This is a genomic window from Brevibacterium oceani (assembly GCF_017948325.1).
Classification (GTDB): domain Bacteria; phylum Actinomycetota; class Actinomycetes; order Actinomycetales; family Brevibacteriaceae; genus Brevibacterium; species Brevibacterium oceani.
In genome coordinates this window covers 463,508-477,519 of sequence record NZ_CP072846.1, presented here as the reverse complement: position 1 = coordinate 477,519, position 14,012 = coordinate 463,508, and the positions used below count along the sequence as shown (strand labels likewise).

The following is a 14,012-nucleotide window of genomic DNA, read 5'->3' as shown; positions in this document are numbered from 1 at the left end:
TTCGAATGACAACCATCGACGAGCTGGCATCGGTGCGCACCGGCGACAAGGGCGATACGCTCATTCTCGGCGTGATCGCCCACGACCAGGCCGCATTCGAACGTATGGACAGAGATCTCAGCGCACGACGCGTCGCCGAGCACTTCGGGCTCGATGCGCAGAAGGTGACTCGCAGCGATCTTCCGTTGCTGAATTCCTTCAGCTTCGAACTCTCCGGGCTGCTCGGCGGCGGAGTGACTGGTTCACCCAACTTGGACGGGCACGGGAAAACCATGAGCTACCACCTTCTGACCCTCGACATCTGAGTCTCCCGCTCAATCTCGAGGCGCAGATCTGCTCATCACTCGAGAGCATCCCGGGTTGCCGTGCCTGTAAGGATCGCCGACCGCCTAAGTCGGCGCCCACCGCTCACCGCATAACGCACTACAGTGTCGGCAACTTGAGCGGTCGGGGTAATCAGGTGGCGGGGACCTGCGTCAGCGGGTGCGCGCAGCGGCAGCGCAACCTCGCGCCTCACCGCAGCTTCGCGGTCACCTCGGCGGCGGTGGCGATGACCTTCTCGACCAGCGGCGCCAACGGGTCGGAGTCCTTCCCCAAGGCTTTCCCGGAGTCCTTCCCGGGCCCCTTATCCGTGTCCCTCCCGGAACCCGTCCCCGCGTCCTTCACGCTGTCGGGCACGGACAGTCCGATGGCCGCGATCGGGCGGCCGAGCACGTCGAACACGGGTGCTGCGATCGTCGAGATGCCCGGCGTCACCTCGCCGTGTTCGATCGCCCAGCCGACTCGTCTCTCCTGGGCGAGCACGGCGTTGAGGGCATTGACCGAGGTCGGACCCTTGCCCGTGCGGGTGACGAATCCGGTCTCGGACTGCAGCATCGCGAGCACCTCGGACTTCGGCAGCTGCGCGAGGATCGCCCGCCCCGTCGCGGTGAGGTAGCTGGGCATGCGCACCCCGGTCGCGGTGATGACAGCGACGGACTTCAGCGACTGCTCCTTGAGCACGTACTCGGTCTCCCAGCCGCGGATGACGGCGAGCTGCGCGGTGGCGGCGGTGTCTTCGGCGAGCTGCCGCACGATCGGCTGCGCCAACCGCTGCAGCGGGTTCGTCCGCAGGTAGGAGGCCCCGAGCTCGTGCACTCCGGCCCCGAGCACATACCCGGATTCCGTGCGCGCCACGAGCCCGAGTTCCTCGAGCACGGCGAGGATGTCATAGGCGCTCGACCGCGGAATCTCCAGCGACCTGACCAGCGCACCGGCCGTGATCGCCCGGTTCGATGCCGCCATGTGCCGCAGGATCCCGATCGCCCTGCGCAGCGCGGGGACCTCAGCCACAGCAGGCCCCTCCGATATCGGCGACGCCGACATTCCGACCCGCGACGATCTCACCCACGACTCAGCCCTCCATCTCCAACGCGGCGAAGGCTTCCGCGTAGAGTGCGGAGATGTCCCCGAGTTCGGCGTGCACGCCATCGCGCACGCGGACTCTGCCGCCGCTGACGGTCAATGACACATCCGCCGAGGTGGCCGTGAGGATGATCTGTTCGTCCAGTGATCCCATGGTCCGCATGTTGTCGGTGCGCAGGGCCACGAAGTCACACGCCTTGCCGACTTCGAGCGCGCCGACGGGCAGGTCGAGGCTGCGCGCCCCACCCTCGGTCAGCGCCGTGATGAGTTCGGCCGGGGAGAACCTTCCGCGCTGGCCCGAGCGCAGGCGTTCACCGGCCTCGAGGCCCTGGGTCTCGCGCAGGGCGTCGAGGACGACGTGCTGATCGGAGCCGAGTGAGATCACGGCCCCGGCGTCGGCGAGTTCTCTGGCCGGTCCGATGCCGTCGGCCAGGTCCGCCTCGGTGCACGGGCACATGACGATCCCTGCCCGCGAGCCGCCGAGGATCGCGATGTCGTCCTCGCTCAGGTGCGTGGCATGGACGGCGGAGAGTCGGTCGGAGACGACTCCGGAGCGTCCGAGCACCTCGGTGGGGCTGGCCCCGTAAGCTGCCTGACAGGCCTCGTTCTCCGCGGGCTGTTCGGACAGGTGCACGTGCACGGGTCCGTCGAGTTCGGCGAACCGGGGCAGGTTCGCGGCCGGGACGGCGCGGATCGAGTGGATGGCCGCACCGACGTGGACGAAGCTCTCACCTGGGGCGTTGACAGGGAATTCCTCGGCGAAAGCTTCGGTGAGTCCGGCATGCCGGCCCATAAAGCCGTCGATGGTGCCGTCGCCGAACCGGACCTGCTCGGCCGAGAGCTCCGCGTCGATGGCGCCGGTGAGATAGCAGGTGTCGAGGAGTCGGATGCGGATCCCTGCCGAGGCGGCCGCCCGTGCCAGCGCCCGTTCCATCGCGTGGGCGCGGGCTGCGTCGACCGTGCCGTCGGCAGTGCCCTCGCTCGCGTCCCCGCGGGGACGTTCGCTTCCGTACGGAGTTCCGTCCTGGGCGTGGTGAACGTAGTGGAACTCCCCCACCGAGGTGTAGCCGCCGGCGAGCATCTCCGCGAACACGGCGCGGGCCACGGTCTCGTACGTTTCCGGGTCGAGCTTCGCGGCGACGGAGTACATGACTTCGCGCCAGGTCCAGAAGGTGCCGCCGTCACCGTGGGTGCGGCCGCGCAACATGCGATGGAAGGCGTGGGAATGAGCGTTGACTCCGCCGGGCATGACGAATCCGGGAACCGCCTCGGCGTCGGAGGGAGCGGCATCGATACCGGTTTCGACGGCGTTGAGCGTCCCGGTGTCATCGGCGGTCAGCAGCACACCGCGGGCGACGGCTCCGTCGACCCAGGCCGTCTCGCACCAGTAGCGGGTGCTCATGCCGCACCTCCTGTCGCCGGACCTGCGGTGACGCCGTCGGTCGGGGCAGCGTCGGACGGGGCGCCGTCGACAACGAGTTCGCGTTCGAGCACCTTCACCAGCGCATCGACTCCTGCTCGCTGGTCGTCGACCTCGCAGGCCTCTTCCGGAGCGTGCGAGACGCCGGTCGGGTTGCGCACGTAGAGCATCGCCGAGGGCACGTGAGCCGCGAGGATGCCGGCATCGTGTCCGGCGCCCGAGGGCAGCAGCGGTGCGGTCGGCAGCACCGAGCTCAGACGTGCGTTGAGGTCGGCGGTGAAATGCGTGGTCGGCGAGTAGGACTCACGTGAAACGGTGACCTCGACGCCGGTCGCTGATGCGTGTTCGCGGGCGCGGCGGGTAATGGCTTCGAGGACCTGCTCGACGACGGCGTCGTCGGGGTGGCGGATGTCGAGCCAGAAGCTCATGGCCGAGGCGATGACGTTCGTCCCGCCCGGGTGGATGAGGGTGCGGCCGACGGTCGCCACGGCGCTCGCGTCAGTGGCTGCCGCTACGGTCGGGATATCCCCGATCACACGGGAGGCTGCGACGACCGGGTCCGCGCGATGGCTCATCGGGGTGGTCCCGGCATGATTGCCCTGGCCTGCGAAGGAGAAGTGCCAGCGGCCGTGGCCGATGATCGAGGAGCCGATGGCGACGGCCTGATCGGTGTTGATCAGACCGATGCCCTGTTCGACATGGAGTTCGATGAAGGAACCGATTCCGGCCAGCCGAGACTGGTCACGCCCGACCCGTTCCGGGTCGAGGCCATAGCCACGGGCGACGTCGGCGAAGGTGTCACCGGCGGAGTCCTTGAGCCCGAGCGCCCGATCGGCGTCGATGGCGCCGGTGATCAGCCGTGAGCCGAGGCAGGCGACGCCGAAGCGTGAACCCTCTTCCTCGGGGAAGACCGCCAGAGCCAGGGGCCGGGTGGCCCGGTCGAGCGCACCCGATGCCTTGAGCTCGTCGAACGCCGCCAGCGCCGAGGCGACACCGAGGGGTCCGTCGAAGGCGCCGCCGCCGGGGACGGAGTCGAGGTGGGAGCCGGTGACGACGGCGTTGTCCCCGGGCTGGGTGGCCCAGGCCCAGGTGATGCCGTTGGCGTCGATCTCGGTGTCGAGACCGCGGCGGTCCGCCTCGGCGAGGAACCACTCGCGCAGCTCCCGTTCGGTGCCTGAGAATCCCGGGCGCTGGTAGCCGGGACCGCGGCTGTCACGGCCGGTGTCCTCGATCTGCCCAAGCAGGGAGACGACATCGCTCATTGTCTGTTCACTCCGTTCGAAATCGGTCGGGGGCCGGTCCGGCCCCAACGTCGGGCCAGCCCCGGTGTGGGCCTGCTCTGGTGCGGACCGGGCCCGGGATGGGGCCACCCACTTGGCGAGATGGGCCCCAGCCCTGCCTCAGTCCTTGTGGGTGGTGGCTGCGTCGGTGCCCGAGGCTTCGGCCGCCGCATCGAGGTTGCCCAGTGCCGTGAACTCGGGGTCGTCCACGGCCGGTCCGCCGCCGGCCGGATGCCAGGTCCCGGCTGCCGACGTCACGGTGTGGCGGAACTCAGCGACTGCCTCGGCGGCGGTGACGAGGGTCCCGTCCTTGACCTTCGCGATGGTCTCGGCGAGCTCGGGCGAGAGGAACCGGTCCGGGCCGGGGCCGGGCACGGTCTCACGGATCGCGGCGATGACGGCGCCGGTGACCGGGGCCGGTGCGGCCTCGCGCATATCGCAGGCGCGGGAGGCAGCGTAGAGCTCGATGCCGATGACAGATGCGAGGTTGTCGACGACCTTGCGCAGCTTCCGGGCTGCCGACCAGCCCATCGACACGTGGTCTTCCTGCATCGCCGAGGACGGGATCGAGTCGACCGAGGCCGGGGTCGCTCCCCGCTTGGCTTCGGAGACCATCGCGGCCTGCGTGTAGTGGGCGATCATCAGGCCCGAGTCGACGCCGGCGTCATCGGCGAGGAACGGGGTGAGATCCTGGTTGCGGGCGACATCCATCATCCGGTCGGTGCGGCGCTCGGACATCGAGGCGACGTCGGCGGCGACGATGGCGAGGAAGTCGAGTGCGTGCGCCAGGGGTGCGCCGTGGAAGTTGCCGTTCGAGGACACCATGCCGTTGGTGAGCACGACAGGGTTGTCGATGGCCGCGCGCAGTTCGCGTTCGGCGACTCCGGTGGCGAAGGCGACGGCGTCGCGGGCGGCGCCGTTGACCTGTGGGGCGCAGCGCATCGAGTAGGCGTCCTGGACGAGGTGGGTGGACTCGCGGTGGCTGGCGGTGATGCCCGAGTCCTTGAGGGAGGTGAGCATGTTCGCCGCCGAGGCGGCCTGACCCTCGTGCGGGCGCAGGGCGTAGTGGAGTTCGGGGGCGAAGACGGCGTCGGTGCCGAAGAGTCCTTCGATGCTCATGGCCGCGGACACGTCGACGGCGGTGAGCAGGTTCTCGAGGTCGGTGAGCGCCATGATGAGCATGCCGAGCATGCCGTCGGTGCCGTTGACCAGGGCGAGGCCTTCCTTCTCCGCGAGTGTGACCGGGGTGATGCCGGCGGCGGCGAGGATCTCGTCGGCAGGTCCGGCGACGCCGTCGGGTCCTTCGGCCACGCCTTCGCCCATGACGACGAGCGCGCACGCGGACAGGGGTGCGAGGTCGCCCGAGCAGCCGAGCGATCCGTATTCGTGGACGACGGGGGTGATGCCGGCGTTGAGGAGGTCGACGTAGGTCTGGAGCACCTCGGCGCGGACTCCGGCGCGGCCGGTGGCCAGGGTCCGGGCGCGCAGCAGCATGAGCGCGCGCACGACCTCGCGCTCGACGGGGTCTCCGACTCCGGCGGCGTGGGAGCGGATGAGGGACTTCTGCAGCTGGGTGCGCAGCTCGGCGGGGATGTGCCGCTGGGCGAGTGCGCCGAACCCGGTCGAGACGCCGTAGACGGGCTTCGGTGCCGAGGCGAGTGCGTCGATGGCCTCACGGTACTTGTTCACTCGGGCCAGGGTGGCCTCGGACAGGGAGACCTTCGCGTCGTTGCGGGCGACGTCGACCACCTCGGCGAAGGTGAGCGTATCGGGGTCGAGATCGATGAAGTCGGTCATCGTCTTCCTTTCCTGGGATTCGTCGGTGATGAGGTTCGGTCGGAGGGTGGGTTGAGGTTCAGTCGTGGGGCGGCTTGCCGGCGATCAGTAGCTGGGTCGGTTGTCGGCGATGAGGTCGCCGCCTGAGTAGACGCGTTCGACGAGCTGCACGCCCGGCCGATAGGCCAGGTGGCGGAAGCTCGGAGCGTCGAGGACGGCGAGATCCGCGCGGGCGCCGGCGCCCAGGTGGCCGATGTCCGTGCGCTGGAGGGCGTTGGCTCCTCCTGCGGTCGCCGCCCACACGGCCTGGTCGACGGTGAAGTGCATGTCGCGCACACCGATGGCGATGGCGAACGGCACGCTGTTGGAGAACCCGGAGCCCGGGTTGCAATCGGTGGCGATGGCCAGGCGGACCCCGGCGTCGACGTAGCGGCGGGCGTCGGGGTAGGGCTGGCGGGTGGAGAATTCGATGCTCGGCAGCAGGGTGACGACGGTGCCCGCCTCGGCGAGGACCTTCAGATCGTCGTCCGTGGCGAAGGTCGCGTGGTCGACGGACGCGCAGCCGAGTTCCGCTCCGAGCTGGAGTGCCCCGCCCTCGGTGAGCTGGTTCGCGTGCAGGCGCGGAATCATGCCTGCGGCCTTGCCGGCGTCGATGATGCGCCGGGTCTGGTCCTCGGTGAAGGCACCGGTTTCGCAGAACACGTCGATCCACTTCGCCTTGCCCGCAGCGGCCGGGATGATCTCGTCGATGACGAGGTCGACGTAGCCTTCCGGGTTCTCCTTGTATTCGGGTGGGACGACGTGGGCGGCGATGAGCGTCGACTCCTCGGTGTGCCGGTTGATGATGTCGAGCGCCTGGATCTCGTCGTCGAGGGTGAGGCCGTATCCGGTCTTGATCTCGAAGGTCGTCGTGCCCTGGCATCTGGCCTGGTCGAGGAGGTGGACGAGGTTGGTCTCGAGTTCGGCTTCGGTGGCGGCGCGGGTGGCGGCCACGGTCGTGGCGATTCCTCCGGCCGAGTACTTCTGTCCGGCCATGCGTGCGGCGAATTCCTCGGAGCGGTCGCCGGCGAAGATGAGGTGGTTGTGGCTGTCGACGAAGCCGGGGATGACAGCTTTGCCGCCGAGGTCGATGGTCTCGACTGCGGCCAATCGACCCACCGAAGTGACTTCGCCGTTGACGATGTCATCGTCGTTGACCGTGGCCACATCGGCCCGCGGGGACGCTGGAGCATTCGCACCGGCACGGTCGAAGTGCTCCTCCAGTGCCGTGTCCGCCTGGGCGGACGGCCCCGACCAGACGACTCGGCCGTCGTCGACGAGCAGTGCGGCATCGGTGATGACGTCGAGTTCGCCGAGGCGGTCGAGGTCGTTGACGACCAATTCGCTGATCCCGGTGAATAGCTGCATGACGGTCGGCCCTTTCCGATCGAGTGTGGTCCAGTCCCAGTATGGACCGCTCGGAGACGACAGAGAACGGCTCACCGAGAGATTCGTCCGATATTTCGGACGGTCAGAGCGAGGAATGGCCCAAGCGACGTCGCAAGGCACGCCCGCGACGACGACAGGTTCGACGGCTCCGGCACGCGTGCCGCCGATTTCGGCACACAAGAAGCTGAGCAGCCCAGTTCGGAAACCGGGCCGCTCAGCTTTTCTTGAGCTGTTTCAGATCAAGCGCGGACGCAGCGCGCGGACCGCGGCCTCGCACTGAGCGCGCCCCACGCCACCTGCCTCTTGCTGCGCGTTACTGCGCGGCGGATTCCTCGTCGCGCTTGTCGAGCTCGGGGATCATCGGCACGCGCTGACCGCGCTCGGCGGCCACCTCGGCGGCGCGATCGTAGCCGGCGTCGACGTGGCGGATGACGCCCATGCCCGGGTCGTTGGTGAGCAGGCGGGCGAGCTTCTTCGCGGCCAGCTCGGTGCCGTCGGCCACGGAGACCTGACCTGCGTGGATGGAGCGGCCGATGCCGACGCCGCCGCCGTGGTGGATGGAGACCCAGGTGGCGCCGGAGGAGGTGTTGACCAGGGCGTTGAGCAGCGGCCAGTCGGCCACGGCGTCGGTGCCGTCGAGCATGGATTCGGTCTCACGGTAGGGGCTGGCGACCGAACCGGAGTCGAGGTGGTCGCGACCGATGACGATCGGGGCCGAGACCTTGCCTTCGGCGACGAGCTGGTTGAACAGCAGGCCGGCCTGGTGGCGTTCCTTGTAGCCGAGCCAGCAGATGCGGGCCGGGAGACCCTCGAACTCGACGTACTCATTGGCAGCGTCGAGCCAGGTGTGGAGGTGTTCGTTCTCCGGGAAGAGTTCCTTCAGCGCCTGATCGGTGACCTCGATGTCCTTGGGGTCTCCGGACAGTGCGACCCAGCGGAAGGGTCCGAGGCCTTCGCAGAAGAGGGGTCGGATGTAGGCGGGGACGAAGCCGGGGAATTCGAAGGCCCGGTCGTAGCCGGCCTTGCGTGCTTCGTCGCGGATCGAGTTGCCGTAGTCGAAGACTTCGGCTCCGCGGTCCTGGAATTCGACCATGGCTCGCACGTGCTTGGCCATGGATTCCTCGGCGCGGATGGTGAACTTCTCCGCGTCCTGTTCGGCCTCGTCGTGCCAGTCGTCGACGCTCACGCCGATAGGCAGGTAGGACAGCGGGTCGTGGGCAGAGGTCTGATCGGTGACGATATCGACCTCGGCGGCCTCGGGGCGATCGAGGATGAGCGGGAGGATCTCGGCTGCGTTGCCGACGAGGCCGACGGACAGCGCCTGCTTGTTCTTCTTGGCTTCGATGACCTTCGCCAGCGCGGTGTCGAGGTCGGTTTCGACCTCGTCGAGGTAGCGCTTGGACTTGCGACGGTCGAGTCGGGTCTTGTCCACGTCGATGATGAGGCAGGCGCCGCCGTTGAGCGTCACGGACAGGGGCTGGGCTCCGCCCATGCCGCCGCAGCCGGCGGTGATGGTCAGGGTGCCGGCCAGGGTGCCGTCGAAGCGTTTGCGGGCGATGGCACCGAAGGTCTCGTAGGTGCCCTGGAGGATGCCCTGGGTGGCGATGTAGATCCAGGAGCCGGCGGTCATCTGGCCGTACATCATCAGGCCTTCGGCCTCGAGCTCGCGGAAGTGCTCCCAGTTCGCCCAGTCGCCGACGAGGTTGGAGTTGGCGATGAGCACGCGCGGGGCCCATTCGTGGGTGCGCATGACGCCGACGGGCTTGCCGGACTGGATGAGGAGGGTCTCGTCGTCCTCGAGGTCGTCGAGGGTGCGCACGATCGCGTCATAGGCTTCCCAGGAGCGGGCGGCGCGGCCGGTGCCGCCGTAGACGACGAGGTCTTCGGGACGTTCGGCGACTTCGGGGTCGAGGTTGTTCATGAGCATCCGCTTGGGAGCTTCGGTCTGCCAGGACTTCGCAGTGATCTCGGTTCCGCGATCGGCGCGGATGACCCGACTCGGGTCGTGCTGGGTGAACGACGGCTTGGTGGTCATGGGATTCTCCTAGTCGCTGTGTCCGACAATACGGATGCTGGTCTGGTGCTTCGCCCGGGTTGCGTCAGTCGGCTTCCCGGGGCTGTCTGCTCTGACTACACCATCCATTCTCTCGGCTGGAGGTGAATGCGGAAGTGGCCCCGATCAAGTTCTGTCCGAAATCTCGGACTAAACAGCGACCGCCGCCCTCCGACCCTTCGGAAATGCCGAGGACAGGCACTGCCCAGCGCCTCGGAGATCGAGACGTCACTCGCCTCACCCGTTGACGCCGGCGACACCACAGCCCTCCCATTGATTACGCAGCGTGCAATAATGATGGCCATCCGCTTACCCGTCCGCCTGAAGCGTGACCGCCTGACCGGGGAGAACCTCCATGGAGCTGCAGCAGATCCGCGCCTTCGTCGCCGTCGCCGAGGAACTCCACTTCGGCCGCGCCGCCGAACGCCTCGGCATAGCTCAGCCGCCGTTGAGTCGCACGATCCGCACCCTCGAGACCGAACTCGACGTCTCCCTGTTCCAGCGCACCACCCGTTCGGTCAGCCTCTCTCCTGCCGGCAAGGCACTGTTCGAACCGGCCAAGCACATGCTCGCCACCCAGCAAGCCGCGATCGAATCGGTCCATCGCTCCTCCAGCGGTGAGGTCGGACGCGTCCGCTTCGGCTACTCCCAACCGTCCTCGCGTGACCTCACCGCCGCCCTCGTCACCGCATCGCACGAGCGCAGCCCGGGGATCACCTTCCAGCTCGAGTCAAGCGTCTACTCCGAGGAAGGGCTCGAGCGGATCATGGACGGCACGCTCGATCTCGCGCTCGTCCGCTGGCGCAAGCGCCCGCCACTCATCGCCGGACGCCCGGTCGCGATCGAGAGGCCCTGCGTCGCGATGCCGAACACGCACCGCCTGGCCGCCCGCAAGCAGATCCGCGTGGAGGAGCTGGCCGAGGAGCCGTTCGTCCTCTTTCCCGCCCGACCGAGTTCGAATCTGCGCGAAACGGCGATGCGTCTATGCCTCGACGCCGGCTTCAGCCCGCGAGTCGTCCAGGAGGCACCGGATTCGCAGTCGGTCTCGGCCCTCGTCGCCGCCGGGATGGGAGTGACGATCACCTTCGATTCGGTGGCCGTCGGCTACGATTCCCGCATCACGGCGGTCCCGCTCAACGCCCCGAACGAGATCACGCAGCTCCACCTCGCCTACAGGCTCGACCATCAGGACGCAGCACTGGACACCGTCCTCGACGTCGCCGAGGCGGTCCTGCCGACCGTCCGCTGAGCTCGCCGAGGCGGCCCTGCCGATCGTCCGGCAGCCTCGACCGGCCCGCCAAGCCGTTCCCCGTGCAGGAGCGAACCCCTTCCAGGGTCGTACGTCCGGACACCCATTCATTGAGACGCCCCCTTGTCACTCGCAATCTATTCGGATATGTTCATAAATCTGAATGTATTGATATCAGTATCGGCAGTGATGCCGAATGAGTCGAGCGTTCTGCCCCGGCAGGACGGCTCGATCACGATCCGAGGGAGACCGAAGTGTCCGAAGACATCGTCATCTGCGAACCCCTCCGTTCCCCCGTGGGCGGATTCGGCGGCCAATTCAAGAACGTTCCGCACGAGGAACTCGGCCGGCAGGTGCTCACCGCCCTGCTCGAGAAGACCTCACTGCCGGGCGAGGCCGTCAACGATGTCATCCTCGGCAACGGCTATCCGCATATGGAGACCCCGTCCATCGGCCGCGTCGTCGCTCTCAACTCCGGACTGCCGACCACGGTTCCCGGTCGTCAGGTGGACCGTCGCTGCGGCTCGGGACTGCAGGCGATCGGCGACGCCTACGCGATGATCCACGCCGGGTTCGCCGATCTCGTGATCGCCGGTGGCGCGGAGTCGATGAGCCGGGCCCCGTTCTACAACGAGGAGATCCGCTGGGGCGTCAAGGGCACAGGGGTCGAGCTCAAAGACAGCCTGGCACGCGGTCGAGTGACTGCCGGTGGAGATGACCACCCGGTTCCCGGCGGGATGATCGAGACCGCGGAGAATCTGCGCCGCGAGTATCGAATCCCCCGCGAGGAACAGGATGCCTATGCCGCGGAATCGCACCGCCGGGCCGCCTCGGCGACCGAGGAGGGCAGGTTCGCCGATGAGATCGTTCCGATCACCCTGCCGGCCACCCGCAAGACCCCGGAGCAGGTCATCACGACCGACGAACACATCCGACCCGACTCCACGCCGGAGAAGCTCGCGAAGCTCAAGCCGCTGCGCGCGAAGGTCGACGACGAGGCCACGGTGACCGCGGGCAACGCTTCGGGACAGAACGACGGTGCCGCAATGTGCATCGTCACCACCGCATCAGAGGCCGCCGAGCTGGGCCTGCGGGTCTTCGCTCGGATGCGCAGCTGGGCAGTCGCCGGCGTGGGACCGGAGACGATGGGCATCGGTCCGGTTCCCGCGACGACGAAGGCGCTGCAGCGCGCCGGACTCGAACTGTCCGACATCGACCTCATCGAACTCAACGAGGCTTTCGCCGCCCAGGTGCTCGCCTGCACACGGGAGTTCGAGCTCACGGAGTCCGACTTCGCCGAACGCCTCAACGTCAACGGCTCGGGCATCTCTCTCGGCCACCCGATCGGCGCCACCGGCGGACGCATCCTCGCCACTCTGCTGCGCGAGATGGATCGGCGCGGGTCGAGGTACGGCCTCGAGACGATGTGCATCGGCGGCGGCCAAGGAATGGCTGCGGTGTTCGAGCGCGTCGATCGCTGATCCCAGTCAGAGCACGAGGGCCCGGTTCGCAGCACAGCGGACCGGGCCCTCTTGTCACCCACCACGCCGGACCGACCGACCCCTCGGAGATCCGGCGTCATCACCCGGTCACTGGCGAAGCAGCGATCACGTCGGTTGAGTCGCACGACGGTTCGCAGCTATCCAACCGTCGAGAGAGCGCAGGACTCGGAGCGCCACCTCGACGTCCACATCTTCGAGTCCTGCGCCGTCGACCACTCGCAGCCATTCTTCGTGGACGCGACCGAGGTTCTCGGCGGCCCTGCGCGTGAGCGACAGGATCATGCGCCTCCCGTCCTCGGGGTCGCGTTCGCGTTCGACGAGCCCGACGTCGACGAGGCGTTTGATCGCAGCACTGGCGTTGCTCACCTGCAGGTTCACCTCGGCCGCGACATCGTGGAGTGAGGCACCCGGCGTTCGCTCGAGGTACTGGATGACGAGACGTTCAACGGGAGTGAGCTCGACGATGCGAGGATCATCGAACTTCCGCGTCTCCAGCCCCCTGGTGATGTGCAGCGCCGACTCGATGAGGTCGATGAGTGGTTCGCGCGATGAGACGGTCATTTGACCAGTCTACACAGTTAGTTATAGTTATATAAGTATTTACCGATGACGAGGCGGCTCGTCCATGCCCGGTCGTCATCACACCACACCTCACCCCTCGAACGGATTCGCATGCCAGGACGCTCCACCCGAGTCACACCCGCAATGCTCATCACCCTCGGCCTGCTGGCTGCGGCCGCCCCTCTGAGCACCGACCTCTACCTCTCGGCCTTCCCGACGATGGCCCAGGATCTCGCTACCTCGGCGACCGGAGTTCAGCTGTCGCTGACGACGTTTCTCGTCGGGGCCGGTGCCGGACAGGTGCTGTTCGGACCATGGTCGGATCGCGCCGGACGCATGCGTCCCCTCCTGGTGGGACTCGGCGTCTACGTGCTGGCCAGCATCGCCGCCGCCATCGCCCCGTCGATCACGATCCTCGTCCTCGCCCGCTTCCTCCAGGGCATCGGCGGATCATCGGGCATGGTCATCGGACGCGCAATGATCCTCGACCGACAGTCGGGCACCGAAGCGGCCCGGGCTCTGAATATCATGATGGCAATGACGGGAATCGCGCCGATCGTCGCCCCGCTGGCCGGCAGCCTGCTCGTCGACCCGCTCGGCTGGCGCGGAATCCTGTGGGTGGTCTTCGGCATCGCCGCCATCTCACTCCTCACCACCGTCTGCGTGCTTCGGGAGACCCTGCCGGCACAGGAGCGCGAGAGGAGGCGCAGCGATCGGCAGCCCGGCTCATGGCGGTCGCTGCTCTCCCGCCCGTATATCGGCACGACGGTCGCCTTCGCGTTCACGATGGGCATCCTCATGTCCTATATCTCAGCCTCCCCATTCGTCTACCAGACGCTCATCGGAATGGACGAGATCAGCTACGGACTCGCCTTCGCCGTCAATGCGATCGGCATGTCGTTAGCCACCATCTCCTCGAACCGGCTGAGCAGGAGCTATTCGCTCACCAGGCTGGCCATAATCGGGTTGGCAATCAGCCTCGTCGGCACCGCAGCCACTCTCATCTGCGCCGGTGCGGGCCTCGAGTCGTGGCCGCTGATGCTTCCGCTCTTCGTGGCCGTGGCGCCGCTGGGCATGGTGCTCGGCAATGTCAGCGCGATGGCGATGTCGGCGGTCTCGCCGCGGGCCACCGGGCTCGCCTCGTCGCTGCTGGGCCTCGGACAGTTCACCCTCGCCGGCATCGCCGGAGCTCTCGTCGGACTCGGCGGCGAGACGACCGCGCTGCCGATGACGATCATTATGCTCACCAGCGGGATCATCGCCGTCATCTGCCTCGCCGTGTCCCGTATCCGAGCGCCGCAGAGGGAACGGGAGGCCGTCGAGATCAGTTGAGTGCGGC

11 protein-coding genes are annotated in these 14,012 nt (G+C 67.7%); 4 read left to right on the top strand and 7 right to left on the bottom strand.

The genetic code is table 11. From position 1 onward, the window contains the following. Positions 1-5 precede the first annotated feature (5 nt). Positions 6-305 (top strand): AtuA-related protein, encoded by a 300-nt coding sequence (locus tag J9314_RS02135; RefSeq protein WP_210604272.1) that lies wholly within the window; start codon positions 6-8, stop codon positions 303-305. Positions 306-513: 208 nt separating this feature from the next. Here the strand turns inward: J9314_RS02135 and J9314_RS02130 are convergent, their stop codons facing one another. The 6 genes from J9314_RS02130 to hutU all read right to left on the bottom strand — a co-directional run bounded on the left by J9314_RS02130 (position 514) and on the right by hutU (position 9,343). Further along, entirely contained in the window at positions 514-1,332 is an 819-nt protein-coding gene (locus J9314_RS02130) for an IclR family transcriptional regulator (protein WP_210604271.1), read from the bottom strand. 61 nt (positions 1,333-1,393) lie between these two features. Further along, entirely contained in the window at positions 1,394-2,806 is a 1,413-nt protein-coding gene (locus J9314_RS02125) for a formimidoylglutamate deiminase (RefSeq protein WP_210604270.1), read from the bottom strand. Beyond that, complete coding sequence (locus J9314_RS02120) at positions 2,803-4,086, bottom strand: allantoate amidohydrolase (RefSeq protein ID WP_210604269.1); 1,284 nt, start codon at positions 4,084-4,086, stop codon at positions 2,803-2,805. The genes J9314_RS02125 and J9314_RS02120 overlap by 4 nt, the downstream gene beginning before the upstream one ends. A gap of 138 nt (positions 4,087-4,224) precedes the next feature. Then, positions 4,225-5,901 carry a histidine ammonia-lyase gene (gene hutH / locus J9314_RS02115; protein WP_210604268.1) on the bottom strand — a complete coding sequence of 559 codons (1,677 nt, stop codon included), beginning with the start codon at positions 5,899-5,901 and terminating at the stop codon, positions 4,225-4,227. An 84-nt stretch (positions 5,902-5,985) separates the two neighbouring features. After that, entirely contained in the window at positions 5,986-7,287 is a 1,302-nt protein-coding gene (gene hutI, locus J9314_RS02110; protein ID WP_210604267.1) for an imidazolonepropionase, read from the bottom strand. 334 nt (positions 7,288-7,621) lie between these two features. Next, positions 7,622-9,343, bottom strand: a complete 1,722-nt coding sequence (hutU, locus tag J9314_RS02105) for a urocanate hydratase (protein ID WP_210604266.1) — start codon at positions 9,341-9,343, stop codon at positions 7,622-7,624. A 373-nt stretch (positions 9,344-9,716) separates the two neighbouring features. Between hutU and J9314_RS02100 the strand changes: the two genes are divergently transcribed. Together J9314_RS02100 and J9314_RS02095 are read left to right on the top strand one after the other, a co-directional pair. Continuing rightward, complete coding sequence (locus J9314_RS02100; protein ID WP_210604265.1) at positions 9,717-10,610, top strand: LysR family transcriptional regulator; 894 nt, start codon at positions 9,717-9,719, stop codon at positions 10,608-10,610. 254 nt (positions 10,611-10,864) lie between these two features. Further along, positions 10,865-12,091, top strand: a complete 1,227-nt coding sequence (locus J9314_RS02095) for an acetyl-CoA C-acetyltransferase (RefSeq protein ID WP_210604264.1) — start codon at positions 10,865-10,867, stop codon at positions 12,089-12,091. A 126-nt stretch (positions 12,092-12,217) separates the two neighbouring features. Here J9314_RS02095 and J9314_RS02090 read toward each other — a convergent pair whose 3' ends face one another. Further along, complete coding sequence (locus J9314_RS02090; protein ID WP_210604263.1) at positions 12,218-12,673, bottom strand: MarR family winged helix-turn-helix transcriptional regulator; 456 nt, start codon at positions 12,671-12,673, stop codon at positions 12,218-12,220. Between the two features lie 111 nt (positions 12,674-12,784). Between J9314_RS02090 and J9314_RS02085 the strand changes: the two genes are divergently transcribed. Beyond that, positions 12,785-14,005 (top strand): multidrug effflux MFS transporter, encoded by a 1,221-nt coding sequence (locus tag J9314_RS02085; protein WP_210604262.1) that lies wholly within the window; start codon positions 12,785-12,787, stop codon positions 14,003-14,005. The last annotated feature ends 7 nt before the right edge of the window (positions 14,006-14,012 follow it).

Bases quoted from the DNA above. Each gene is read 5' to 3' on its own strand.
- J9314_RS02100 (WP_210604265.1), top strand. From the start codon at position 9,717: ATGGAGCTGCAGCAGATCCGCGCCTTCGTCGCCGTCGCCGAGGAACTC.
- J9314_RS02120 (WP_210604269.1), bottom strand. From the start codon at position 4,086: ATGAGCGATGTCGTCTCCCTGCTTGGGCAGATCGAGGACACCGGCCGT.
- J9314_RS02085 (WP_210604262.1), top strand. From the start codon at position 12,785: ATGCCAGGACGCTCCACCCGAGTCACACCCGCAATGCTCATCACCCTC.
- J9314_RS02125 (WP_210604270.1), bottom strand. From the start codon at position 2,806: ATGAGCACCCGCTACTGGTGCGAGACGGCCTGGGTCGACGGAGCCGTC.
- hutU (WP_210604266.1), bottom strand. From the start codon at position 9,343: ATGACCACCAAGCCGTCGTTCACCCAGCACGACCCGAGTCGGGTCATC.
- hutH (WP_210604268.1), bottom strand. From the start codon at position 5,901: ATGACCGACTTCATCGATCTCGACCCCGATACGCTCACCTTCGCCGAG.
- hutI (WP_210604267.1), bottom strand. From the start codon at position 7,287: ATGCAGCTATTCACCGGGATCAGCGAATTGGTCGTCAACGACCTCGAC.
- J9314_RS02090 (WP_210604263.1), bottom strand. From the start codon at position 12,673: ATGACCGTCTCATCGCGCGAACCACTCATCGACCTCATCGAGTCGGCG.
- J9314_RS02135 (WP_210604272.1), top strand. From the start codon at position 6: ATGACAACCATCGACGAGCTGGCATCGGTGCGCACCGGCGACAAGGGC.